18 protein-coding genes are annotated in these 23,767 nt (G+C 76.2%); 15 read left to right on the top strand and 3 right to left on the bottom strand.

Features of this window, described 5'->3' with window-relative positions:
• Positions 1-188: 188 nt before the first annotated feature.
• The 3 genes from IAG43_RS30750 to IAG43_RS30760 form a co-directional block, all read right to left on the bottom strand.
• On the bottom strand, positions 189-965 hold the full coding sequence (locus tag IAG43_RS30750; protein WP_187743927.1) for a PIG-L deacetylase family protein: 777 nt from the start codon (positions 963-965) through the stop codon (positions 189-191).
• 139 nt (positions 966-1,104) lie between these two features.
• Positions 1,105-1,749, bottom strand: coding sequence for a DUF1796 family putative cysteine peptidase (locus tag IAG43_RS30755; RefSeq protein ID WP_187743928.1), 645 nt, complete (start codon positions 1,747-1,749; stop codon positions 1,105-1,107).
• Positions 1,750-1,879: 130 nt separating this feature from the next.
• Entirely contained in the window at positions 1,880-3,052 is a 1,173-nt protein-coding gene (locus IAG43_RS30760) for a class I SAM-dependent methyltransferase (protein ID WP_187743929.1), read from the bottom strand.
• A gap of 571 nt (positions 3,053-3,623) precedes the next feature.
• Here IAG43_RS30760 and IAG43_RS30765 point away from each other — a divergent pair.
• The 15 genes from IAG43_RS30765 (at position 3,624) to IAG43_RS30835 (ending at position 23,683) form a co-directional block, all read left to right on the top strand.
• Positions 3,624-10,763, top strand: coding sequence for a non-ribosomal peptide synthetase (locus IAG43_RS30765; protein WP_187743930.1), 7,140 nt, complete (start codon positions 3,624-3,626; stop codon positions 10,761-10,763).
• The gene (locus IAG43_RS30770) at positions 10,760-10,975 is read left to right on the top strand and encodes an MbtH family protein (RefSeq protein WP_187743931.1); all 216 of its coding nucleotides are present in this window, start codon (positions 10,760-10,762) and stop codon (positions 10,973-10,975) included. Before IAG43_RS30765 ends, IAG43_RS30770 begins: the two co-directional genes overlap by 4 nt.
• Positions 10,976-11,149: 174 nt before the next feature.
• On the top strand, positions 11,150-11,560 hold the full coding sequence (locus IAG43_RS30775) for a cobalamin B12-binding domain-containing protein (protein WP_187743932.1): 411 nt from the start codon (positions 11,150-11,152) through the stop codon (positions 11,558-11,560).
• Positions 11,557-12,885, top strand: coding sequence for a methylaspartate mutase (locus IAG43_RS30780; protein WP_187743933.1), 1,329 nt, complete (start codon positions 11,557-11,559; stop codon positions 12,883-12,885). The genes IAG43_RS30775 and IAG43_RS30780 overlap by 4 nt, the downstream gene beginning before the upstream one ends.
• Before the next feature lie 133 nt (positions 12,886-13,018).
• Positions 13,019-14,023 (top strand): asparagine synthetase A, encoded by a 1,005-nt coding sequence (locus IAG43_RS30785; RefSeq protein WP_187743934.1) that lies wholly within the window; start codon positions 13,019-13,021, stop codon positions 14,021-14,023.
• Entirely contained in the window at positions 14,020-15,327 is a 1,308-nt protein-coding gene (locus IAG43_RS30790) for a glutamate synthase-related protein (RefSeq protein WP_187743935.1), read from the top strand. The genes IAG43_RS30785 and IAG43_RS30790 overlap by 4 nt, the downstream gene beginning before the upstream one ends.
• A complete protein-coding gene (locus tag IAG43_RS30795; RefSeq protein ID WP_246574630.1) occupies positions 15,324-15,698 on the top strand; it encodes a hypothetical protein in 375 nt (124 codons plus the stop codon). Before IAG43_RS30790 ends, IAG43_RS30795 begins: the two co-directional genes overlap by 4 nt.
• Positions 15,699-16,096: 398 nt before the next feature.
• Complete coding sequence (locus IAG43_RS30800) at positions 16,097-17,386, top strand: MFS transporter (RefSeq protein WP_187743937.1); 1,290 nt, start codon at positions 16,097-16,099, stop codon at positions 17,384-17,386.
• Between the two features lie 7 nt (positions 17,387-17,393).
• Positions 17,394-18,185 (top strand): 4'-phosphopantetheinyl transferase family protein, encoded by a 792-nt coding sequence (locus IAG43_RS30805; RefSeq protein WP_187743938.1) that lies wholly within the window; start codon positions 17,394-17,396, stop codon positions 18,183-18,185.
• Between the two features lie 257 nt (positions 18,186-18,442).
• Positions 18,443-19,864, top strand: coding sequence for a DEAD/DEAH box helicase (locus tag IAG43_RS30810; RefSeq protein WP_187743939.1), 1,422 nt, complete (start codon positions 18,443-18,445; stop codon positions 19,862-19,864).
• 379 nt (positions 19,865-20,243) lie between these two features.
• Positions 20,244-20,849 carry a hypothetical protein gene (locus IAG43_RS30815; protein ID WP_187743940.1) on the top strand — a complete coding sequence of 202 codons (606 nt, stop codon included), beginning with the start codon at positions 20,244-20,246 and terminating at the stop codon, positions 20,847-20,849.
• Between the two features lie 272 nt (positions 20,850-21,121).
• Positions 21,122-21,730 (top strand): TetR/AcrR family transcriptional regulator, encoded by a 609-nt coding sequence (locus IAG43_RS30820; RefSeq protein WP_187743941.1) that lies wholly within the window; start codon positions 21,122-21,124, stop codon positions 21,728-21,730.
• A complete protein-coding gene (locus IAG43_RS30825; RefSeq protein WP_223006006.1) occupies positions 21,727-22,746 on the top strand; it encodes a DMT family transporter in 1,020 nt (339 codons plus the stop codon). The genes IAG43_RS30820 and IAG43_RS30825 overlap by 4 nt, the downstream gene beginning before the upstream one ends.
• Before the next feature lie 185 nt (positions 22,747-22,931).
• Positions 22,932-23,276 (top strand): cupin domain-containing protein, encoded by a 345-nt coding sequence (locus tag IAG43_RS30830; RefSeq protein WP_187743942.1) that lies wholly within the window; start codon positions 22,932-22,934, stop codon positions 23,274-23,276.
• A gap of 191 nt (positions 23,277-23,467) precedes the next feature.
• Positions 23,468-23,683 (top strand): hypothetical protein, encoded by a 216-nt coding sequence (locus IAG43_RS30835; protein ID WP_187743943.1) that lies wholly within the window; start codon positions 23,468-23,470, stop codon positions 23,681-23,683.
• The last annotated feature ends 84 nt before the right edge of the window (positions 23,684-23,767 follow it).

Below are 23,767 nucleotides of genomic sequence, written 5' to 3' on the forward strand. Positions count from 1 at the left end.
GGTGTGCGGCGGACGGGGGGGGGGGGGCGGCCCGGGGAGCGCCCCGGGCCGCCGCGCACGGTGCGGGAGGGGAGGGCGCCGCGTCCGTGCGGAGGGCGCCCGGCGGGAGCGGGCGGGGGGTTTGGGTCCGGGGCCGGGTCCGGTGCGGGCCCCGCTCCCGGCCCCGGCCCGGGTCCCGGTCGACCGGGTCAGTGCGGGACGGCGTCCGCGGCTTCCTCGTCGAGGCGACTGAGCGACCAGGTGAGTTCGCAGCTGAGCGGGCCGCTGCGGGAGAGGAACGGGCCGTGGTCCACGGAGACCGGGGCGAGTTGGGAGCCGTAGCAGAGCACGGCCGCCCGCTTCGCCGCCCACTGGCGGTCGTCGAGGGTCAGCGCGTCGCGGACGGTGGTGCGGTACCCGCGCAGGAGGTCCTGGTAGGCGAGTCCGCACTCCGGGCTGCCCGCCAGCGCCTCGCTCGCCCCCGGCAGCCCCCACTCGGGCAGGTGACCGGTGTAGGGCAGGTCGGCGTAGACGGTGGGCGGCGGGGCGTCCAGCTCCGCGAGGACCTCCAGCGCGCGGCGGCGCACCGCCTCGTGGTCGGGCTGGTTGCTGCCGAGCGGGACGAGGACCTCGGTGCCCGGCTCCAGGGCGGCCAGATAGGCGTCGAGCCCGTCGAGTGCCGCGCCGGGTTCCGCGTACGGCCCGTCGGGATGGTCCAGCGCCACCTGCCGTGCGCCGAGCAGCGCGCACGCCGCGGCGTCCTCGGCGAGCCGCGCGCGGTGCGCCTCCCCGGGGGTGGAGAAGCCGGAGATGGTGTCCCACCAGGAGACCGTGGTGTCCGCCGCGGGCGCGCCGCCGTACACGGTGACGATGTCGACGGGGCCGGGCAGGCCGGCGAGGAGTCCGCCGAGGGAGAGGGCGGCGTCGTCGAAGTGGGGGGACAGGACGACGGTGCGCGGGGCGGCGCCGGAGTCGGGGTGTGCCATGGTGCACGGCTCCTGGGATCGGATGCAGAGGATGCGGACAAATGCAGACGGTGCGGACGGATGCGGTGCGTGCGAGCGGAGACGGAGGGACGCGGCGGATCAGGCGGATGCGCGGATGCGCGGATGCGACCGGGGGTGGTCAGGCGCGGTGGCCGGCTGTGCCGGGCGGCGCGCTGCGCGTCCGCAGGGGGAGGGCCGACAGGACGCGGTCCCAGGCGTCGTCGTCGCCCTCCCAGCGGCCCCGGACGAGCGGCACGGTGTCGGCGTGCACGCCGGGCGGGAGGACTCCGGTGCCGGCGGGCGGGGTGCGCCGCAGCCAGAGCAGGCCGAAGCGGTGGCCGGGGTGCTGCGCGGCGAGCACCTCGCGCAGGCGCAGCACATCGGACGGCCCGCTCTCGTCGAACGCGTCGTGGTGGACGTACAGCACGTGGGCGGAGGACGCGGTCATCGCCCGCCAGCGTTCCGCAAGATGCTCGAACTTCGCCCGTACACGTGGCAGTTGCTCCTCGATGGCGGCCGCGGTCAGGGGCGTGTCGGGCGCGGTGCGGAAGTCGTGGAAGAAACGGATGCCCAAGGACCGGTCCAGCGCGCACCGGCCCTCCGAGAAGGGGACCACGGCGCCGCTGCGCAGGACGTCGCGGAAGTCTCCTCGGATCACGTCGACGACCGAGCCGAGATCCAGGTCGAGCCAGTCGAAGAAGTGAGCGCGTTCCTCGCCGGTGTGGCGGCGCAGCTGGTGGGTGGACTCGCAGTGGTAGCCGAGCCCGACGGAGAGGTCGTACACCTCGTGTCTCCTCGGGTGTCGTGGCCCCGTGTCGCGGGCCGGCGGCGGGCGCCCGGTGCGGAAGCCGTCGGCGAGTGGTCGGCGGGGAAGCCGTCGGCGGGGCCCGTGCGGGACGGCCGGCGCGGGGCGGTCAGCGGGTGCGGCGGCGCAGGACCACGCCGGTGCTGCCGCGCTTGCGCAGATGGGCCCGGCCGCCGCAGACGCTCTCCAGGGCGGGCCGGACGAGGACGGTCCCGCCCTCCGCCTCCCACTCCCGGCTCGCTTCGAGCCAATGGCGCAACCGGGTGTCCAGGGCCTCCGGTTCGAGGGCGAGGAGGACGAGGTCGGTGGGCAGTGTGTCGAGGAGCGCCGGGTCCTGGCCGTAGTACAGCATCTCGATCAGGAGATAGGCGGCCGCGGTCCCGCGCAGCCCGGCGCCTGCCGCGGCCAGGTCCTCCAGTGCGTGGGCGTGGACACCGAGGCGGTCCGACCGGGGCTGCCGTGCGAGCCGGTCGCGGAAGACCGGGTTCGGCTCGGTGGCGTCGACGGCGAAGCCCTTGTCGAGCAGACGCGCGGTGAGGGCGCCCTCGCAGGCGCCGACCTCCACGAGCCGCCCGTCGCCGGGGGAGACCGTGCGGGCGATCCAGGCGGTGGTGGCGTCGAGCCGCTGCTGTTCGTACGCGGAGGTGGCGAACTCCCACGGGTCCGGCACCGCCGCCGCCTCGTCGCCCAGGCTCGCCATCAGCGCGTACAGCCGTGCCCTTTCCTCGGCCTCCGAGACGAAGAACCGCTCGGTGGCGTGCACCCGGCCGGTGGTCAGCAGGTGCTCCGGAGAGTCGGTGTCGAGCAGGTGCGCGCAGTGGGTGTTGACGAAGCGCAGCTTCTCGGCGCATGTCCGGCGGTCGAGGGGCCTGTCCAGATCGCTGACGACCTGCAGGTACGGCGAGTGGCCGACGGCGTGGCGCACCGGCAGCCCGAGGGCGTCGGCGGCGAGGGCGGTGTCGCGCCCGGTGCGGCCCCGGCTGCGCCGGGTGTCGGCGGGGGAGTGCGTCCACACTCGTGTGTTGTCCCCGCCGGCGAGCCGCCGCAGGCGGGCGGTCAGGTCGCCGGGGCCCGGGGAGGCGGCGGAGGTGTCCACCGCGCGGACCCGGGCGCCGAGTTCGGCGAGCCGCTCGGGGACCCCGGCGCCGACGGGGAACGACAGGGTCTCCCCGGTGTCGCAGAGGAGGACGTGGGTGGTCGCGGCGTGGTCGTCGGAGCCGAGTACGGAGAGGAAGTCGACGACGGCGTCCTCGGCCCTGAGCACCACGAGGATGTCGTTCACGAGTGGGTCCTTCCGGGTGGGGGCGGTGGGGGAAGGGAGTGGACCCGGGGTCGGGCGTCCGGGCGTCCGGCGGGCAGGGGCAGGGGCAGGCGCCGGGATGGGACTCCCGCCGGAGCGGCCGGCCCGCTCCCCCTCGGGGAGCGACGTTAGCCACCGCCGCGTTGATGGTCTAGACCAGTAAGTCGGCCATGCGCCGCCGAGATCCGGCCACCGCCCGGCGGAACCGCCGGACCCCCGAGCGCGCGCCGGGCGTCCGCGGCGCACCCGAGGCTGCCGTCGTCGGCGGCGCGTGGCCGGGCTCCGTGCGGGTGCCCCGCCCCCGCCCCCACCCCCGCCTCCGCGATGCGGCACACCCCCGCCCCCACCCCCGCCTCCGCCCTCCGCGATGCGGCACACCCCCGCCCGCGGGGGCACCCCCGCCGACCGGCAGCCGCCCCCGCCGCGGTTCTGCCGCTCCGAGCTGCCGGGCGGACTGCCCCGGGGGCGCGAGGGGCGGACCTAGCGTGGAGGCCACGGAGGCGAGAGGAACCGTTCGCCCCGGTCTCTCGGCCCCTTACCGGAGGAACTCGGCATGCCCCCCAGCGGAACGGACGACCTGCTCGACGGCGGACCCTCTCCCGAACCCGCCCCGCCCGTACTGGATCTGATCGGCCGGCAGGTGCGGACGCGGCCCGGCGCCACCGCCCTCGTCCACGGCGACACCTCCCTCACCTACGCCGGCCTCGACGCCGCCGTACGCGCCCGAGCCGCCTCCCTCACCGCCGAAGGGGCCGGTCCCGGACGGCTCGTCGCCCTCCACCGGCCGCGCGGCGTCGAGGCGATCGTCGGTCTCCTCGCCGTGCTGAGCACGGGCGCCGCCTACCTGCCGCTCGACGTCAACGCCCCCGACGCGCGCAACGAGGCCATCCTGAAGGACGCCTGCGGCCCGGCCGCCCCCGCGCCCGCCGAGGTCGCCCGCCGCGGCGAGGCGGTCCTCGACGGGCCCGGCGCCGGCGAGGGCGCCGCCTACGTCATCTACACCTCCGGCTCCACCGGCACCCCCAACGGCGTCGTCGTCGCCCACGACTCCCTCGCCCACTTCATCGCCGGCGCCACCCCCGCCTACGGCATCGGCCCGGACGCCCGGGTGCTCCAGTTCAGCCCGCTGCACTTCGACGCCAGCATCCAGGAGATCTTCACCACCCTCGGCGCCGGCGGCACCCTCGTGCTGCGCACCGACGACATGCTCGACGTCGGCGAACTCCTCGACGGCTGCGCCCGTCACGGCGTCACCCTCCTCGACCTGCCGGCCGCCTACTGGCACGAGCTGGTCTACGTCCTGGCCACCGGCTCCGCCCGCCTGCCCGACACCCTGCGCACCGTCATCATCTACGGCGAGGCCGCCCTGCCCGAGCGGATCGCCCAGTGGCGCGCGCTCGCCGGCGAGCGCGTCCGGCTGCTCAACGCGTACGGCCCGACCGAGACCACCGTCGTCGCCACCGTCGCCGACCTCACCCGGCACGAGCCCGGCCCCGTACCCATCGGGCGTCCGCTGCCCGGCGTCCGCGCCGCCGTCGTCGGCGGCGAACTGTGGCTCCTCGGCGGCGGACTGACCCGCGGCTACCTGCACCGCCCCGAACTGAACGCCCGCCGGTTCACCGAGCTCGGCGGCGAACGCGCCTACCGCACCGGCGACCTGGTCACCATCGGCGAGGACCGCCAGATCCTGTACCACGGCCGGCTCGACGACGAGGTGAAGATCGGCGGTCAGCGCATCGACCCCGCCGCCGTCGACTCCGTCCTCGCCGGGCACCCGGCCGTCCGCGAGGCCGCCGTCGTCGCCCAGCAGGACGCCGACGGCGTGAAGCGCCTCGTCGCCTTCACCGTCACCGAGGGCGGCACCGCCCCCGACGAACTCCGCGACTGGGTCAGGGACCGCATGCCGGCCGCCGCCGTGCCCTCCGTCGCGCTCGTGGTCGCCCTGCCCCGCACCACCTCCGGCAAGATCAACCGCAAGGTGCTCCGCACCGCCGACCCGCGCCTGCCCGTGGTCCACGAGGAGCCGGTGCCCGCGCCGGACCGCGTTCCGCTCTCCCACGCACAGCGCAGACTGTGGCTCGTCGGCCAGCTCGACGGCCCCTCCGCCGCCTACAACATGCCGGTCGTCCTCGACCTGGAGGCGGTCCCGGACCGCGCCGCGCTCGCCGCCGCCGTCACCGACCTCGCCGAACGCCACGAGGTGCTGCGCACCGTCTTCCCCGCTCCCGACGACGCGCCCTACCAGCACGTGCTCGCCCCCGGCGCCGTCCGTCTGCGCACCGTCGAGTGCCCGGCCGGCGAACTCCGCGACCGGGTCGCCCGGTTCACCGCCGAGACCTTCGACCTCTCCCGCGAACTCCCGCTGCGGGCAGCCCTGTTCATTGCCGACGACGGCCGCGGCGCCACCCTCGCCGTACTGCTCCACCACGTGGCGGGCGACGGCTGGTCGCTCGGGCCGATGATGAACGACCTCTCCGCCGCCTACCGCGCCCGCGCCGCCGGCCACGCCCCCGCGTTCGATCCGCTCCCGGTCCAGTACGCCGACTACACCCTCTGGCAGAACGACGTCCTCGGAGACGCGGCGGACCCCGAGTCCGTCGTCGCCCGCGGCCTCGCCCACTGGCGCACCGCCCTCGACGGCCTCCCCGCGGAGACCGACCTGCCCCTCGACCGGTCCCGCCCCGCCGACCGCACCCACACGGGCGGCCTCGTCACCACCGACCTCGCGGCGGACGTCCACGCCCGCCTGGTGCGCCTCGCCGAGGACCACGACGCCAGCGTGCTCATGGTGCTCCAGGCCGCTCTCGGCCTCGCGCTGCGCGCCGCGGGCGCCGGCGACCGCGTCGCCCTCGGCACTCCCGTCGCCGGCCGCGAGGACGAAGCCCTCGACGACCTCGTCGGCTTCTTCGTCAACACGCTGGTCCTGCCCACCGACACCTCCGGCGACCCCGCCTTCACCGAGCTGCTGCGCCGTGTCCGCGACACCGACCTCGCCGCCTTCGCCCACCAGGGCATCCCGTTCGACCTGCTGGTCGAGCACCTGAGCCCGCCCCGCGCTCCCGGGCTGCACCCCCTCTTCCAGGTCATGCTCACCCTGCGCACCGGGACCGCCGACGAGGAGTCGTTCCGCCTCGGCGGCATCGACGGCCGCTTCGCCGGCGAGGGACCCGCGACCACCAAGTTCGACCTCACCGCCGCCTGCACCGAGCTGCGCGGCGGCGACGGGGCCCCCGCCGGACTGCGGCTCGCCCTGGAGTACGCCCGCGACGTCCTCGACGAGGACGTGCCCCGCATCCTGCTCGCCGCCCTCGAACGCGCCCTGCGCGCCGCCGCCGACGACGCCCGTGCACCCGTCCGCGACACCGACCTCGTGCCCGACGCCGACCGCCGCGCCCTGGACACCCGGCGCACCCGGGCCGCCGAGCGCGCCGCGGACCGCGAGGCCGAGGCGGCCGCCGCCCGCGGCGCCCACGGGCCCGCCGCCCCCCACACCGACACCCTCTGCGTCATGTTCGCCGAAGCCCTCGGCCTCGACCGGGTCGGCCCGCACGAGAACTTCTTCGGCATCGGCGGCCACTCCATGAGCGGCGTACGGCTCGCCAACCGGATCAGGGCCCGCCTCGGCGCCGCCGTCCAGGTGCGCGACCTGCTCCTCGCCCCCACCCCCGACGCCCTCGCCCGGCACATCGCCGACACCGCCCGGCCGGGCGACCCCGACGACACCGCGACCGCCTCCCGGCCCCGCCCCGTCCCGCGCGCCGACCGTCCCGCGCGCATCCCGCTCTCCCGCGCACAGCGCAGGCTCTGGTTCATCGACACCCTGGAGGGCCCCAGCGCCTCGTACAACATCCCGCTCGTCCTGCGCCCCGCCGAACCCCTCGACGCCGGCGCCCTCGCCGGCGCCCTCGCCGACCTCTGCGACCGGCACGAGGTGCTGCGCACCCGCTACCGGGACGCCGACGGCGAGCCCTACCAGGAGATCCTGCCCGCGGTCCGGCCCCGGCTCGGCCTGCGGACCGTTCCCGCAAAGGAGCTCGCCACCGCCGTCACCGCGGCGTCGGCCCACGTCTTCGACCTCGCCGGCGAGACACCCCTGCGGGCCACCCTCGTCGAACCCGACGACGGCAGCGGGCAGGTGCTGGTCCTGCTGGTGCACCACATCGCCGCCGACGGCTGGTCCACCGGCCCCCTGCTCGCCGACCTCTCCGCCGCCTACCGCGCCCGCGCCGCCGGCCGCGCGCCCGCGTTCGACCCGCTCCCGGTCCAGTACGCCGACTACGCCCTCTGGCAGCACGACGCCCTCCAGGGCCCGGAGGCCGAGGCCCACCGGGAGTTCTGGCAGACCGCGCTCGCCGGAGCCCCCGCCGTGATCGACCTGCCCGCCGCCCGCCCCCGCCCCGCGGAGGCGAGCCACCGCGGCGGCCACGCCCCCCTGACGATCGACGCCGCCACCCACGAGGCGCTGGAGGCCCTCGCCCGCGACCACGGCGCCACGCTCTTCATGGTGCTCCAGGCCGCCCTCGCCGCCGTCCTCACCCGGCACGGCGCCGGCACCGACCTGCCGCTCGCCACCATGACCGCCGGCCGCGACGACGAACTCCTCGGCCCCATGGTCGGCTTCTTCGTCAACACCCTCGTGCTGCGCACCGACACCTCCGGCGACCCCGCCTTCACCGAACTGCTGCGCCGTGTCCGCGACACCGACCTCGCCGCCTACGCCCACCAGGAACTCCCCTTCGACCGCGTCGTCGAACACCTCAACCCGGTCCGCACCACCGCCCACCACCCGCTCGCCCAGATCGTCGTGCAGCTCCACCACGACTACACCCGCGGCGCCCACGGCGCGGACACCGCACCGGGCCTGTTCCGCGACGACGACTCCGGCCTCCTCACCACCGCCACCACCAAGTTCGACCTCACCTTCGCCCTCACCGACCGGCGGCACGCCGACGGCGCCCCCGCCGGGCTCACCGGCGGACTGGAGTACGCCGCCGACCTGTTCGACGCCCCCGCCGCCGCGCTGCTCGCCGCCCACCTCGAACGCACCCTGCGCGCCGCCGCCGACGACGCCCGCGTACGGATCGGCGACGTCCCCCTGCTCACCGCCGCCGACGCCTTCCGGCTGACGGGCGAGTACAACGACACCGCCACCGTCGTCGCTCGGCAGGGCACGGTGCACGAGCTGTTCGCCCGCCGCGCCGCGCTCGACCCGGACGCGCCCGCGCTGGTCACCGACGACGGGACCGTCACCTGCGGGGAGCTCGACGCCCGCGCCGACGCGCTCGCCGCCCGGCTCGGCGCCGCGGGCGTACGGCGCGGTCACACCGTCGGGGTCCTGCTGGAACGCGGAGCCCCCCTCGTGGCCACCGCGCTGGCCGTCCTCAAGTGCGGCGCCGCCTACCTCCCGCTCGACCCCCGGCTCCCCGCCGCCCGGATCGCCCTCATGTGCGAGGACGCGGGCGCCGCCCTCGTGGCGACCGACACCGCCCACGCCCCGGACGCCCCCGGCGCCGCCGCCCTCCTCGTCGACGCCCCGGCCGCCGGTGCGGCCGCCGGCCCGGCGCCCGCCGGACGGCCCGCCCACCCCGACGACCTGATGTACGTCATGTTCACCTCCGGCTCCACCGGACGGCCCAAGGGCGTCGGCGTCACCCACCGCAACGTCGTCGAACTCGCCGCCGACGGCGACACCGCCCGCGGCGGACCGCACCGGATGCTCGTCCACTCGGCCACCGGCTTCGACGCCTCCGTCTTCGAGACCTGGGTCCCGCTGCTCGGCGGCGGCTGCCTGGTCGTCATGCGCGGCGACGGCACCGACCTCGCCGAGACCGCCCGCACCGTCCGCGAACACGGCGTCACCTGCGCCTACTTCACCGTCGGCCTGTTCCACGTCATGGCCGACGAGGGGCTGGACACACTGCGGCTGCTGCGCGAGGTGTGGACCGGCGGCGACGTCGCCTCCCCGGCCGCCGTGCAGCGCGTCCTCACCCACTGCCCCGACACCGTCCTCGTCCACTCCTACGGCCCGACCGAGACCACGTTCGCCTCCCACAACCAGTGGTTCACCACCGGCGAGCGCACCCTGCGCGGCGCGGGCCTCCACCTCGGCCGGCCGATGGACAACACCCGCAGCCACGTCCTCGACGCGGCCCTGCGCCCGGTGCCACCGGGCGTCCCCGGCGAGCTCTACATCGCCGGCGCCCACGTCGCCCGCGGCTACCTCGGCCGCCCCGGCCTCACCGCCGAACGGTTCGTCCCCGACCCCTTCGAGGCCGACGGCAGCCGCATGTACCGCACCGGCGACCGGGTGCTGTGGACCGCGGACGGCGAACTCCGCTTCCTGGGCCGCGCCGACGGCCAGGTCAAACTGCGCGGCGTGCGCATCGAACCGGGCGAGGTCGAGCGCGTCCTGGCCGCTCACCCCGCGGTCGGCCAGGCACTCGTCGTCGTCCGCGAGGTCCGGCCCGGCGACAAGGCCCTCGTCGCCTACGCCGTGCCCCGCGCGGAGGACACCGTGACCGAGGCCGAACTCCTCGCCGAGGCCCGCGCCCACCTGCCCGAACACCTGGTGCCCGCCGCCGTCGTGGTCCTCGGCGCCCTGCCGCTCACCGTCAACGGCAAGCCCGACCGCGCCGCCCTGCCCGCCCCGGACAGGCCCGCCGCCGCCCCCGGCGGCCGGGCGGCGCGCAACGCGCGGGAGGAGGTGCTCTGCGCCCTCTTCGCCGAGGTCCTCGGCGTGCCCCGGGTCGGCATCGACGACAACTTCTTCACCCTGGGCGGCCACTCGCTCCTCGGCGTACGCCTGGTCAGCCGCATCCGGCGCGTGCTGGGCGTCGAACGCACCGTCCGCGACCTGTTCCGCTCGCCCACCCCGGCCGGCCTCCTCGGGGCACAGGACGACACCGGCGCCGCCGCCTTCGGGGTGCTGCTGCCGCTCAGCCCGCGCGGCGCCGCCCGCCCGCTGTTCTGCGTCCACCCCGGCACCGGCGTCGGCTGGGCCTACGCCGGCCTCGCCCGCCACCTCGGCCCGGACCAGCCGCTCTACGCCCTCCAGGCCCGCAGCCTCGGCGACCCCGGCCACCGGCCGCGCAGCGTCGAGGAGATGGCCGACACCTACCTGGAGCGCATCCGCGAGGTCCAGCCCTGGGGCCCCTACCGGCTGCTCGGCTGGTCCTTCGGCGGCCTCGTCGCCCACACCATGGCGGTCCGCCTGAGGGAGGCCGGCGAGCAGGTGGAACTCCTGGCCCTGATGGACGTCCACCAGACCGGGCCCGGCAGCGTCCGGGTCCTGCCGCCCGAGGAGAGCGCCCCGCCCGGACGGCACGAACCCGCCGCGGACCTCGCCGAGGCCATGGAGCGCGCCCGCCGGGAGGACCCCGTGCTGGCCGGATTCTCCGCACCGGAACTCCGCGCCGTACTGCGCGCCTCCCGGACCCACGCGGAGCTGATGTCGCGTCATGTGCCGCGCGTCGCCGACACCGACGTGCTGTTCTTCACCGCCCGCCGCCCCGGCGAGCCCGAAGGCGCCCTCGCCGCCACCTGGATTCCCTTCACCGAGGGCACCGTAGAGAACCGGACCCTGGAATGCGGCCATCTGGAAATGGCCCGACCGGAACCACTCGAAATCATCGGAAGAATCGTCTCGGAGAAAATCTCCGCACTGCAGAAGAAGGAAATGAGGAGTCAGTCATGAGCGAGTCCGTCAACCCGTTCGACAATTCCGAGGGTGTTTTCCACGTCGTCGTGAACGACGAAGGCCAGCACGCACTGTGGCCCGAATTCGCCGACATTCCGGCCGGCTGGAACGCCGTCTGGGGGCCGGGCGCGCGGACCGAGGCCCTCGAATACATCACCGTCAACTGGACCGACATCCGCCCGCGCAGCCTCGTCGCCCAGTACGCCTGACACCCCGTCCGCCCCGGCGGACGGCCCGCAAGAAAGGCGCCGCGCCCCGCATCCACGCGGGGCGCGGCGCCTTTTCCGTTTTCCCTTCGCCGCCTCGCCGGCTGATCAAAGTGCCGGTCGTTGCTGCCGCTCGTACTTCCCCTTCCTGCCCTGTGCGAATTCTATTCTTCAGGCATGAAGATTCTCCTGAGCGGAACCGCGTCGGATTCCCACACCTGGAATCTCGTGTTTCTCCGCCTGTTCCTCGAGGAGCAGGGGCACGAGGTGGTCGGGCTCGGCCCCTGCGTCGACGCCGAGCTGCTCGCCGCGGGGTGCCTGGGGCACCGGCCCGACATGGTGGTGCTCAGCAGCGTCAACGGACACGGCTACCGCGACGGGCTCGCCGCCGTCCGCCGGCTGCGCGCCGAACCCGCGCTCGCCGGACTCCCCGTCGTCCTCGGGGGCAAGCTCGGCATCGCCGGCCACCGCCAGGAGACCGAGGTCACCGCGCTGACCGAGGCCGGCTGCGACGCCGTCCTCGGCGAGGACCTGGACGCCCTGCGCGGATTCCTCGCCGCCCGTGCCCGCAGGGAGGTGCCGGCTTGACCGCCCACGTCCCGACCTTCGGCGGATTCGTCGCAGCCTCCGCGGCGGCCGGCCGGCTCGTCGTCCAGCCCCGCATGGGCTTCGGCGACCCGGACCGGATGCGTGCCGGTCTCGGCCGCACCAAGGCCGCCACCGCGCGCACCGCGGGCACCCTGACGGTCGACAGCTACACCCGTGTCAACGACCTGGCCGGCGCACTCGCGGCGGTCCGAGAGGGCACCGGCCTCAACGGCTACCCGATCGCCACCCACTCCCCGGACACCACCCGCGAGGTCCTCGACGGCCTGTACGGCGCCGACTTCCCCGTGCAGGTCCGGCACGGTTCCGCCCGGCCCGATGCCATCATCCGCGCCCTCGCCGCCGCCGGCCTCGACGCCACCGAGGGCGGCCCCGTCTCCTACTGCCTGCCCTACGGCCGGACCCCGCTGCGCGACTCGGTCGCGGCGTGGGAACGCGCCTGCGAGCTCCTCGCCGAGGGCGCCCGGCCCGGAGCCGTTCCCCATCTGGAGAGCTTCGGCGGCTGCCTGCTCGGCCAACTGTGCCCGCCCGGACTGCTGGTGGCGATGAGCGTCCTGGAATGCGTCTTCTTCGCCCGGCACGGGCTGCGCAGCGTCTCCCTCAGCTACGCCCAGCAGACCGATGCCGTGCAGGACGAGGAGGCGCTGCGCGCCCTGCACCGGCTGGCCGGAGAGTTCCTGCCCGCGGGGGTGGACCACCACGTCGTGCTCTACACGTACATGGGCGTCTTCCCCCACACCGAGCGCGGCGCGACCCGCCTGCTGGAGGCCTCCGCACGGCTCGCGATCCGCTCCGGCGCGGGCCGTCTCATCGTCAAGACCGCGGCCGAGGCCCACCGCATCCCCACCGTCGAGGAGAATGTCCGCGCCCTGGAGACCGCCGCCGCGGCGGCGGCCCTCGCCGGACCTCCGGAACCCCTCGCGGCCGACCCCGACGGGGAGGTCTACCAGGAGGCCCGCACCCTCGTCGAGACCGTCCTCGGTCTCCACCCGGACCTCTCCCGCGCGCTGAACGAAGCCTTCGCCCGAGGGCTGCTCGACGTGCCCTTCTGCCTCCATCCCGACAACGCGGGCCGTTCGCTCGGCTTCATCGACCCGGGTGGACGCCTCCGCTGGGCGCGCACCGGCGCGATGCCGATCCGCGCCGATCCCGCGGCCGGCGCGGCACCCCTCACCTCCTCGGGCCTGATCGCCGCTCTGTGGCACGTCGCAGGCCGCTACGACCTTCCCGGGGACGACGATGCCCCGGGGGAGGACGAGGGCGGCGGCCGCCGCGAACGGCCGGTTGTCGCCCCGCTCACCGTCTGATCGTCCGCCGTCCCGGGCCGGTGCGCCCCGCCTCCCCGGTCCCGGCGGCGCCTCGCCCCACCGTCCGTCCCGTCCGTCCCGCCGCCCCACCCGCCCGGTCGGCCACCCGCCCGTCCCGAACAGGAGCCCCGCCATGGACCAGCCCCAGCCCACCACCGCGCCGGCCACGCCGCCCCCGCTCGGCGAACACCTGCGCTCGCCCCGGCTGCGCGCCGCCATGACCGTCCAGCAGGAGGTCCTGCAGGCGGCCCGCGACTATCTGCGCGGCCAGGCGTTCACCGAGCTGCTGCCCCCGCTGGTCGGCCCCGTCACCGACCCCGGCGGGCGCGGCGCCAAGGCCCTCGACGTCGACTACTACGGCCACCCGTACAAGCTGATGACCAGCGCCATCCTCTACAAGCAGGCGTCCCTCCACGGCTTCCCCCGGCTGTTCTACATCGCCCCCAACGTCCGCGTGGAGCCGGAGGAGACCGCCGGCACCGGCCGCCACCTGGTCGAGTTCCACCAGATCGACGTGGAGATCGCCGGTGCGAGCCGCGAGGACGCCCAGGAGATCGCGGCCGGCCTCCTCACCCACGTCACCGAGCACGTGTGGACCGCCGTCCCCGACGTCCTCACCGGACTCGGCCGCGACGAGGCCGACTTCGCGGACATCCGCGCGGGCAAGTACGACGTCCACACCCACGCCGAGGCCGTCGCCCGCCTCGTCGCCGCCGGTCACCCGCAGAACCCCGACGGCGAGATCGACTGGGCCGGCGAACGGCTCCTCTCGCTGGAGACCGACCGCGCCTTCTTCGTCGACGACTACCCCAAGGGCTCCCGCGGCTTCTACGACCGCGAGGACCCCGACAACCCCGGTGTGCTGCGCAACTTCGACCTCATCGCCCCGCACGGATTCGGCGAGCTCGTCTCCGGCAGCGAGCGCGAGGCCGACTACGCCACCATCGTGACCCGCATGCGGGAGAGCGGCGAGAACCCGGCCAAGTACGCGTGGTACCTCAAGGAGGCACGCGACGGCATCCCCGCCAGCGCGGGCTTCGGCATGGGCCTCCAGCGCCTGGTGCGCTTCCTGACCGGCCTCGACGCCCTCTGGCAGGTCTCCGCCTACCCGAAGCTCCCCGGGGTGGTGGCCCCGTGACCTCCCTCAGCGCTCCCGGCTTCCCCGAGGACGCGGTCCGGGCCCGGGCCCGCGGCGGCACCGCCGCCGTCTTCCCCGACCCCGCCGGATACGGCACCCGCCTCTACGGACCCACGGCGGCCACCGCGGCCGACGCACTCGACCGGGCCCGGATCGTGCCGCCGGTCTTCATGCCCGAACGCCTCGAGAAGCTCATCGACCTCGCCCGCGAGCCGGAGTTCTCCGACGTCGACCTCACCACCGGGGTCGGCGGCTTCACCGCCCGGCTCCCGCTCTACCTCTCCGCGTTCGGCTCCACCCGGGCCGGCAGCGGCGACCTCGCCGTGCACGCCGCCCGCCAGGCCGCCCGCCTCGGCATCCCCATGGTCATCGGCGAGAACATGGTGCCCGTCCACGGCTACCGCCGCTCCGGCGACGCGGTGCGCTCGGTGCTCCGCGCCCGCGTCGAGAGCTACCTGGAGGAGGTCCCCGACGGCTTCGGCGGGATCGTCGTCCAGCAGTCCACCGAGGACGCCGACTCGGAGGTGTGGAACCTCCTCTACAGCGACCCGGCCTTCCGCCCGCTGCTGGAGTCCGGACGCCTCGCCTTCGAGCTGAAGACCGGCCAGGGAGCCAAACCCGGCCTCGGCGGCATGACCGTCGTCGGCCGGGCCGAGGCCGAACAGCTGGCCCGCCGCTTCACCGTCGCCGACGTCTTCGGCGAGGACAGCGGCCACCGGCTGCGCTGCGCCACCCCCGGCACGTTCACCGACGAGATCCTGCGCCAGCAGCTCCGCTTCATGCGCAACAACTTCCCCAAGGCGCGCACCTGGGTGAAGTTCCACCCCGGGCGGGATGTCGACCGGGCCGCCCGCACGGCCTGGGCCGCCGGGGCCGACGCCGTCACCGTCGACGGGGCCGAAGGCGGCACCGGATGGGCACCCGGCGTCTTCCTCGACCAGGTCGGCCTGCCGCTCGCCGAGTGCCTGCGCCGCATCGGCAGCCCGGACGGATGCCTGCTGGCCGGCGGGGGCATGTGGGAGGGCGGCCGGGCCCTGCGCGCGCTCGCGCTCGGCGCCCGCGCGGTGGGTCTCGGCCGGGCCGCGCTCGTCGCGGTCGACGAGGACCCCGACCACGGGCTGGAACGCCTCGCCGACGCCCTCGCCCTCGAACTGCGCCTGCTCGTCAGCGCACTCGGCAAGTACGCCGCCGGAGCGCTCGGCCCCGAGGACCTGTGGTGGCCCGACGGCCCCGCCGCCCCCGCGCACCCGACGGCCGACGCCGCACCCCGGGACGCCGCACGGCCGGCCGGGGGCGTCGCGTGAGCGCCCACCGCCGCCCGCGCACCGGCGGCGCCGTGCACGCCCGCTTCCGGGTCCGGGAGATCCCCGAGATCACCGTGACGGCCCACGAGGCCGGGGCGGCGGTCGGCGACGGCCTCGCCGCCGCCGTCCGCCGGGCCGCACAGCGGGCCCTCGCCGACGCCGGACGCGGCTATCTCGGGGGGCGCGTCGAGCTGCGCACCCCCCGGGTCCCGGCCGCGTCCCCGGGGCGCCCCTGCGACCGGCCCGCTCCGGGCCGCCGCGCCACCGAACGCGCGGTGCGCCGCGCCGCCCACCGGGCGGTGGCCCTCGCGGTGGCCGCCACGCTGCGCGGCGAACGGGGAGACGCCCGCGTCCGCATCCCCGGCCACTGACGCCACGGCCCCGGGCCGCCGACCCCACCGACCCACCGACCACCACCACGCACCGCACAGCCGCAGCACCGCACCACGGCCCCCGCCGCCCCCGACGAACCGACCGACCCGCCTTCCGGCCCCCGACCTCCGGCCTTCCGACCAACCCGCCTTCCGACCTCCGGCTTCCCGTGCCTCCCGACCCCCGGCCCAAGGGCCCCTGCCTTCCGGCCCCGCCCTCCGACGCCCCGCCGAACGCGCCGTCCCACCCTCCCGGCCCCCGCCCCCGCCCCCCGACGCCCCGACCCTCACCCCACCGGCCGCTCCCGGCCCCGCACCAACCGTTCCCGGTCCGCGCGCCGCGCCGCGGCGCAGGCGCCGCACCACACCCCGTCCACCGAGCACAGAAAGCCGAACCCATGGGATCGAACCCCGCCGCCGGCACACCGGGCGGCTCCGAGTCCGGCGTCGACTGGCCGCGCGTCAGCAGCCTCGTCGTCGGCCAGGCCGCCGTCCAGGCGGGCAGCTTCGCCCTGCTGATCGCCATGAGCTGGACGGCGGTCCAGCTCGGCGGCCGGGGCGCCGTGACCGCGGTGACCCTCGCGGCCACCCTTCCGCGCGCCCTGCTCCTGCTCTTCGGCGGCGCTCTCACGGACGTGCTCGGCCCCCGCGCGGTCCTGCTGCGCGCCACCAGCGTGCGCGTCGCCGTGCTGGCGGCAGGCGCGCTGGTCGTCGCCACCACCGAGACGCTGTGGCCGCTCGTCGCCATCGCCCTCGTCGACGGCATCCTGCTCGGCCTCACCGGTCCCGCCTCCGGCGTCCTCCTGCCCCTGCTGGCACCGCCGGACCAACTCGGCCGCGCCAACTCCCTGTTCTCGATGGTCCTGCGCCTCGCCCCGATCGCCGGTTCGCCCCTCGGCGCCTGGCTGGTGGTGGCGGGCGGCCTCCCCGTCGCGATGACCGCCGCGGCCGTCGGCTGTGCGCTCTGGCTCGGCTGCGCCGCACATGTCACCCACAAAATGGCGCGCCCGGAGCGCACCGGACGCGGGCCCTCCCTCGCCCGCCGCTCGGGGGACGGCTTCCGGCTCCTCGCCGCGCACCCGCGACTGCGGTGGATGTTCGTCGCCTCCCTCGCCATGGACCTCGCGTTCCTCTGGCCGGCCGAGGTCGCCCTGCCCCTGCGCGCGTCCGAAGAGGGCTGGGGGATCGGAGCCGTCGCCCTCGTGCTCGCCGCGTTCAGCGCCGGGGCGCTCGCGTCCGCCGCCGTGGGGGCCGCGCTCGCCCACCGCATCCCGGCGCACGTCAAGCTGGTCGCCACCGGTGCCGGTCTCGCCGCCGGCATGGCCGCCATGGCCCTCGTCCCGTCACCGGGCGTCCTCGCCGCGACCGCCGCGGCCGTCGGACTCCTCTCCGGCCTCAACGGGCCCGCGCTGGTCACCGCCTACCAACAGGCCGTCCCCGACGGTCGGATGGGGGCCGCCATGTCCACCTTCGCCCTCTCCGGCATCGGTGCCGCGCCCCTGTCGCTGGCCCTGTTCACACCGGTCTCGCTGCATCTCGGCACGACCGGCACCTGGCTGCTCTGCGCGGGGATCGCGCTGCTCTCCCCGATCGCCGCCGCCATCGCCCTGCGCAGCAGGAAGGACACCGTCCCGCGGGCCGCCGAAGACGCCCGCACCGCACCGGAGCCCACCGCCACGACCGTGTGAGGCACACATGATTGAGCTGGTCATCCCCATCCCCCCGGACGGTCCCCGGGCCGGCCTGCCGCCCTCCGTCCTCCCGGACCCCGTCCCGGCGCCGCACGCCGGGCCGCTCCCGGCCGACCCCCTGCCGCCCCTGCCGCACCCGCTCAGCCGTCTGCCCGGCGTGCGCCCGGCGCGTCCGCAGCTGTGGCTGGTGGAGACGGACACCCACCGCGACAGCGCCGTCCGGTACGCGTCCCTCGTCCTGGACACCGCCGAACTGACCCGCAGCGAGGAGTTCCGGCGGCCCGCCGACCGGGCGACCTACCTCTGCGCCCACGTGGGGCTGCGCCGTCTGCTCGGCGCCCACCTGGGCGTCGCGCCCCGCAGCGTGACGACGCGGCGCGCGCCCTGCCCCTGCTGCGGCGAGCCGCACGGACGTCCGGTCCTGCCGGACGGGCGGCTGCACTTCTCGCTCTCCCACTGCGAGGGGCTGAGCCTGATCGCCGTCGCGGGCTCCCCGGTCGGTGTCGACATCGAACGCGTGCCGGCGCCGCACACCGTCGCCGAGGCGGCGGAGGTGCTCCACCCGGCGGAGGCGGCGGAGCTCGCCGCCCTCGATCCCGGCCTGCGGGCTGCCGCCTTCGCCCGTGTCTGGACGCGGAAGGAGGCCTACCTCAAGGGCCTCGGCGTGGGCCTGGGGGCCGATCCGGCCGCGGACTACGTCGGATCGGGGCGCCTGCCCGCCGCACCGGGCGGCTGGCTGCTGGCCGACGTCGCCGTCCCGCACGGCCACCAGGCGGCGGTGGCCGTGCGCGCCTGACCGCCCCCGGCCGCCGCCCGCCGCCCCGCTTCCCGTCCCGGCGGACGGCGGGGCGGTCCGCCCCGCCACCCGCCCCGGTCGCGCGGGGCGCCCCGGCCTCCTGCCGTGCCCCGTCCGCGCGGGGCGAGCGGCGGCCGGGGGCACGGGCCGTGCTGGTCGGCGCTGGTAAAATGGGGCCGCGCTTCGATGTTCCGGGGTCCGCGCCGACGGGTGCGGGCCCTCGTTCTTTACGGGCGTCCGACCACGGAAGGGACCCCATGGACACGCCGCCGCCGAGGCGCCGCCCCGCAGCCGACGCCGACGCCGCCGAGGGCCGGCCCGCGGCCGCCCCGCCCGGTGACGCCGTACCGGCACCGGACGGCACACCGCCGCCGCCCGCCCCTGCGGAGGACTTCGCCGCACTCGGCCTGCCGGCCGAGGTGGTGCGGGTCCTGGACGACGCCGGGGTGCGCGAACCCTTCCCGATCCAGGCCGCGACGCTGCCCGCCGCCCTCGCGGGGCGGGACGTCGTCGGCCGCGCGCGGACCGGCTCCGGCAAGACCCTCGCCTTCGGGCTCGCCCTGCTCGTCCGCACCGCGGGCCGCCGGGCCGGTGCGAAGCGTCCCCTGGCACTCGTGCTGGTGCCGACCCGTGAACTGGCCCAGCAGGTGAGCGACGTCCTCGCGCCGTACGCGCGGGCGCTGGACCTGCGGCTCGCGACCGTGGTCGGCGGCCTGTCCCTCGGGCGGCAGGCCGCGGCCCTCAAGGCCGGCGCCGACGTGGTGATCGCCACGCCGGGCCGCCTCACCGACCTGGTGGCACGCCGGGACTGCCACCTCGACCAGGTGCGGATCACCGTGCTGGACGAGGCGGACCAGATGTGCGACCTCGGTTTCCTCCCGCAGGTCTGCGAGATCCTCGACCAGGTGGGCCCCGATGGGCAGCGGATGCTGTTCTCCGCGACGCTCGACCGCGACGTCGACGTGCTCGTGACGAGCCGTCTGGACGAACCGGTGTTCGCCGCGGTCGATCAGGTGGCGGGCTCGGTCGCCACCATGGAGCACCACGTGCTGAACGTCCACGGCGCGGACAAGTACGCCACGGCCACCGAGATCGCCGCCCGTGACGGGCGGGTGCTCATGTTCCTGGACACCAAGGCCGGGGTCGACCGGTTCACCCGCCACCTGCGTGCCGGGGGCATCCGGGCCGCGGCCCTGCACAGCGGGAAGTCGCAGCCGCAGCGCACGCACACGCTGGCCCAGTTCCGCAGCGGCGACGTCACCGTGCTGGTCGCGACGGACGTCGCCGCGCGCGGCATCCACGTCGACGAGCTGGAGCTCGTCGTCAACGTCGACCCGCCCGCCGACGCCAAGGACTACCTCCACCGCGGCGGCCGCACGGCCCGCGCGGGCTCGTCGGGCCGCGTCGTCACTCTCGTGACACCGAACCAGCGCGGCGACGTCATGCGGATGCTGTCCGCCGCCGGGGTCCGCCCGACCGTGACACAGGTGCGCTCCGGCGAGCAGCGCCTGACCGACATCACGGGAGCCAGGCGGCCGCCCGCCGGCGACCGCCCCGCCCAGGGGAACCGGCCGTTCCAGGGTCTGGGCAACGCGCCGAAGAAGGAATCACGCAAGGCGGCGGAGGCCCGCCGCACCGCCGAGGCCCGCAAGGCCGCCCGCGTCCGCCGGGGCGGCTGACGCGTGCCGCGCCCCGCCGGGGCGATCTGAGGGGCCGAAAGCCCTCCGGCTTCGGCAGCACGGCGGGTCCGGCGCGCGGCGCCGGTCGTGCGCGCCGTGCGGACGGCCGCCCCGGCGTTCGGCCCGTAAGGCTGCCGCGGCGATCGGCCCGTCCGTCCGCGCGGTGGCGTCCCTCGTACGGTCCCGTTCCCGGGCGGGCGCTCCTTTGCCCGGTCCCGCGCCGTCGCTCGTTCCGGCCGACCGGCCGCGCGTACGGGAAGGCCCGCCCGCCGCGGCCCGTGTCCTGCCCGTCCGCCCGGTGCGCGGAGTGGAAGGCTGAGGCGGCGGCGACCGGTCGGCCGTGTCGCCTCGACGCCCTGAACCGAACGGGAGCCCGCCGTTGCGCCTCTACGCCCAGACCCCCGCACGCCGGACCGTCCAGGTGCTCGTGGACCTGGTGGCCCTGACCCTGATCGCCGTCGCCGTGTGGGCCGCCTTCGCCGTCCGCGACACGATCCTGCTGCTGGCCGAACCGGGGCGGCGCATCGAGAGCTCCGGAGACGGGCTCGCCGAGGAACTCGGCAACGCGGGGGACGCCGCGTCGGATGTCCCGTTCGTCGGCGGGGTGCTGGAGAAGCCGTTGCGGTCCGCCGCCGACGCGGGCGCGGGGTTCGCCGACGCGGGCGCCTCGTTCCAGGAGACCGTCACCCAGGTCGCGGACGTGACCTGCGCGGCGCTCGTCGTGGTCCCCGTGCTCCTCGTCCTGGTGCTGTGGATTCCGCCGCGCCTGCTCTGGATCCGCCGCAGCGCGATCGTCCGCCGCCTCGCGGACGCGCCGGGCGGCACCGACCTGCTCGCACTGCGCGCTCTCACCGGGCCCCCGTCGGTCCTGACGCGACTGCCGACACCACCGGGCGGCTTCGCCGACGCCTGGCGCCGGGGCGACCCGCAGGTCGTCGCCGATCTCGGCGCCGCCGCCCTCGCCCGGACCGGCCTGCGCCCGTGAGGCGTCCCGTGTGAGGGAGCACCGCCCCGGACGCGCACGTGACCCGGCGGCACCGGCCGGCCGGGGGTGCCGGACCGCGTCCGCCGGCAGTGCACGGCCGGACACGCGGCCCCGCCGACGCCGCGCGTTCCCGGCGACCGCGACTACGACCGCGCCCCATGAAGCACCGGCCCCGGCGCTCCCGGAGGGGAGTCGGCGAGAGGTTCCGGCCCCGGTGGCCGGAATCGCTCGCCCTCTGAGTAGACTGACCTACCTACTCAAGGAGGTGCGCGATGAGTCGACCGACCACGGCGTCCGGGCGTTCCGGCAGACCGCGCGGCGGCGCCCGTGAGAAGCTGCTGGCCGCCGCCGCACGCCGCTTCTACGCCGACGGCGTGACGGCCACCGGGATCGACACGATCACCGCCGAGGCCGGTGTGGCGAAGATGAGCCTCTACAACAACTTCTCCTCCAAGGCCGATCTGGTCCGCGCCTATCTGGAGGCCCGCCACGAGGAGTGGCTCGGCCTCTACCGGGCGCGGGCAGCCCGTGCCGCGGGCCCGCGCGAGGGCGTCCTGGCGGTCTTCGACGCCTATGCCGACCACGCCGCCTCCGCCTACGAGCGCGGCTTCCGCGGCTGCGGCCTGCTGAACGCCGCCGCCGAACTCCCGGCGGGCGACGAGGGCCGCAGCGCGGTCCGGGCCCACAAGGAAGAGGTCGAGCAACTGATCGCCGGGCACCTCTCCCAGCTGCTGCCCGACCGGGCGGACGAGGCCCGCACGACCGCCGAACACCTGTCCTTCCTCCTGGAGGGCGCGATGGCCCGCGCCGGGCTGGAGGGCGACGGCGAACGCGTCCGGCACGCCCGTGACATGGCCGAGGCCCTGCTGGACCGGCTGTGACCGCGCGTGACCGCGGCAGGGCCGCGGGCGTCGGGGCCCTGTGCGTCCTGGCGGCGTCCGTGCTCTGGGGCACGACGGGCACCGCCGCGACGTTCGCCCCGGGCGTCGGCCCCCTCGCGATCGGTGCCGTGGCCATGGGCCTCGGCGGACTCCTCCAGGCGCTGATCGCCGCCCCGCGGATCCGCCGCCACGCGCCCCGGCTGCGCGAACAGCGGGCCACGGTCCTGCTCGGCGCGGTGTCGGTGGCCGTCTACCCGCTGGCCTTCTACAGCTCCATGCACCTCGCCGGAGTCGCCGTGGGCACCGTCGTCTCGATCGGCACCGCTCCGCTCGCCTCCGCGCTGATCGAACGTCTCGCGGACGGCCGCCGGCTCAGCCGGCGCTGGACGTCCGCCGCCGCCCTCGGCCTGACGGGCACCCTCCTGCTCTGCGTGGCCGAAGCCGCGCACGCCGGCGCGGGAACCGGGCGCTCCTCCGTGACCGGCACACTCGCCGGCATCGCCCTCGGGCTCGTCGCCGCCACCACCTACGCCGTCTACTCCTGGGCCGCGCACCGGCTGATCACCCGCGGCATCCCCTCCCGAGCGGCCATGGGAGCCGTCTTCGGAGTCGGAGGGCTGCTCCTGCTGCCGGTGCTGCTGGTCACCGGCGCGCCGCTGCTCGCCGACCGGTCCGCCGCCGCGGTGGGCGCGTACATGGCGCTCGTGCCGATGTTCGCCGGATACGTCCTCTTCGGCTGGGGTCTCGCCCATGTGCCCGCCAGCACCGCCACCACGCTGTCGCTGCTCGAACCGGCCGTCGCGGCCGTCCTCGCCGTCCTGGTCGTCGGCGAACGTCTGCCCGCCGCCGGATGGACGGGCATCGCCCTGGTCGTCGCCTGTCTCGCGGTCCTCACCACCCCGCCCCGGACCCGGCGACCGCGCGACCGTGCGCGGGCCGGTGCGCCGGGACGGATCCCACGCCGCGCGGACGGCACGGCCCCGGCGGCCGACGGCGCCGCCGTGCGGGCCGACTGAACGCCGACCGCCGGGAATCCGCAGCGCACCGCGGCCCGGCACCGTCCCCGGCCGACACCGTCCCGGCCGTGCCGGGCCGACGAAGTGCCGTACCGTGCCGGGCCGACGAAGTGTCGTGCCGGCGGGCCGCGCGGCGCACACTCTGTCGGCGGCCGCGGGGCGGACAGGCCGGATACCGTCGCCGCATGACCCACAGCTTCGCCGTCCACGTCCCGGACGTGGCCCTCGATCCAGAGCCGCTCGAATCCGGCCAGATCCTCTCCGGCGATCCGGAGGTCTCCGGCAAGGTGATCCTGGAGTCCGGCGACGGACGCCGTGTCCGCGGCATCTGGCAGATCACCCCGGGGGTCGTCACCGACGTCGAGGCCGACGAAGTCTTCGTCGTCCTCAGCGGATCGGCGACGATCGCGGTCGAAGGCGGCCCGACCTTCGACGTCGGTCCCGGCGACCTGGCCGTCCTGCGCGCCGGCGACCGCACGACGTGGACCGTGCACGAGACGCTGCGCAAGGTGTACGCGATCGACCTGTGACCGCCCCGCCCCGCCCGACCCCGCCCCGCCCCGCCCGGCCGTGGACGGCCGGCGGAGCACGGACGCGCCTTCCGCCGGCCCCGCCGCCCGGCGGTGAGGGCCGACCGGATTCCGCCCCTCGCGCCACCCACCTCCGTCGACGTTCGGTGAAGGCCGCCGCACGGCGGCGCGGACGGTGGTACCCCTCGGGCATGGCAACCACCTATCGCACCAAGGACGGTCACACGGTCCGCCTCGGCAGCACGGTCTGGGCCGTCAACGGCACGGGCCCCTTCACGCTCACCGCGCCCGGTTCCGCCCCGCCGGGATGGGTGCTGATGGTCGGCGCGGACGGCGAGGAGATGCGGCTGCACGCTCCGGAGGACGTCGGCATCTACTACAACCTGGTCCGCAGGGTCGAAGTCTGACGCCCGGCCCCGGCGGACTGAGTACGATCGCCCACCCCGTATGGGCACACGGCCGGATCCCCGGCCCGGCGTGCCCCCGTAGCG

Source organism: Streptomyces genisteinicus, from assembly GCF_014489615.1.
GTDB lineage: Bacteria > Actinomycetota > Actinomycetes > Streptomycetales > Streptomycetaceae > Streptomyces > Streptomyces genisteinicus.

What these genes read in the sequence shown, in the direction of transcription:
- IAG43_RS30750 (WP_187743927.1), bottom strand. Translation starts at nt 965, where the DNA reads ATGGCACACCCCGACTCCGGCGCCGCCCCGCGCACCGTCGTCCTGTCC.
- IAG43_RS30765 (WP_187743930.1), top strand. Translation starts at nt 3,624, where the DNA reads ATGCCCCCCAGCGGAACGGACGACCTGCTCGACGGCGGACCCTCTCCC.
- IAG43_RS30770 (WP_187743931.1), top strand. Translation starts at nt 10,760, where the DNA reads ATGAGCGAGTCCGTCAACCCGTTCGACAATTCCGAGGGTGTTTTCCAC.
- IAG43_RS30775 (WP_187743932.1), top strand. Translation starts at nt 11,150, where the DNA reads ATGAAGATTCTCCTGAGCGGAACCGCGTCGGATTCCCACACCTGGAAT.
- IAG43_RS30785 (WP_187743934.1), top strand. Translation starts at nt 13,019, where the DNA reads ATGGACCAGCCCCAGCCCACCACCGCGCCGGCCACGCCGCCCCCGCTC.
- IAG43_RS30800 (WP_187743937.1), top strand. Translation starts at nt 16,097, where the DNA reads ATGGGATCGAACCCCGCCGCCGGCACACCGGGCGGCTCCGAGTCCGGC.
- IAG43_RS30805 (WP_187743938.1), top strand. Translation starts at nt 17,394, where the DNA reads ATGATTGAGCTGGTCATCCCCATCCCCCCGGACGGTCCCCGGGCCGGC.
- IAG43_RS30810 (WP_187743939.1), top strand. Translation starts at nt 18,443, where the DNA reads ATGGACACGCCGCCGCCGAGGCGCCGCCCCGCAGCCGACGCCGACGCC.
- IAG43_RS30820 (WP_187743941.1), top strand. Translation starts at nt 21,122, where the DNA reads ATGAGTCGACCGACCACGGCGTCCGGGCGTTCCGGCAGACCGCGCGGC.
- IAG43_RS30830 (WP_187743942.1), top strand. Translation starts at nt 22,932, where the DNA reads ATGACCCACAGCTTCGCCGTCCACGTCCCGGACGTGGCCCTCGATCCA.
- IAG43_RS30835 (WP_187743943.1), top strand. Translation starts at nt 23,468, where the DNA reads ATGGCAACCACCTATCGCACCAAGGACGGTCACACGGTCCGCCTCGGC.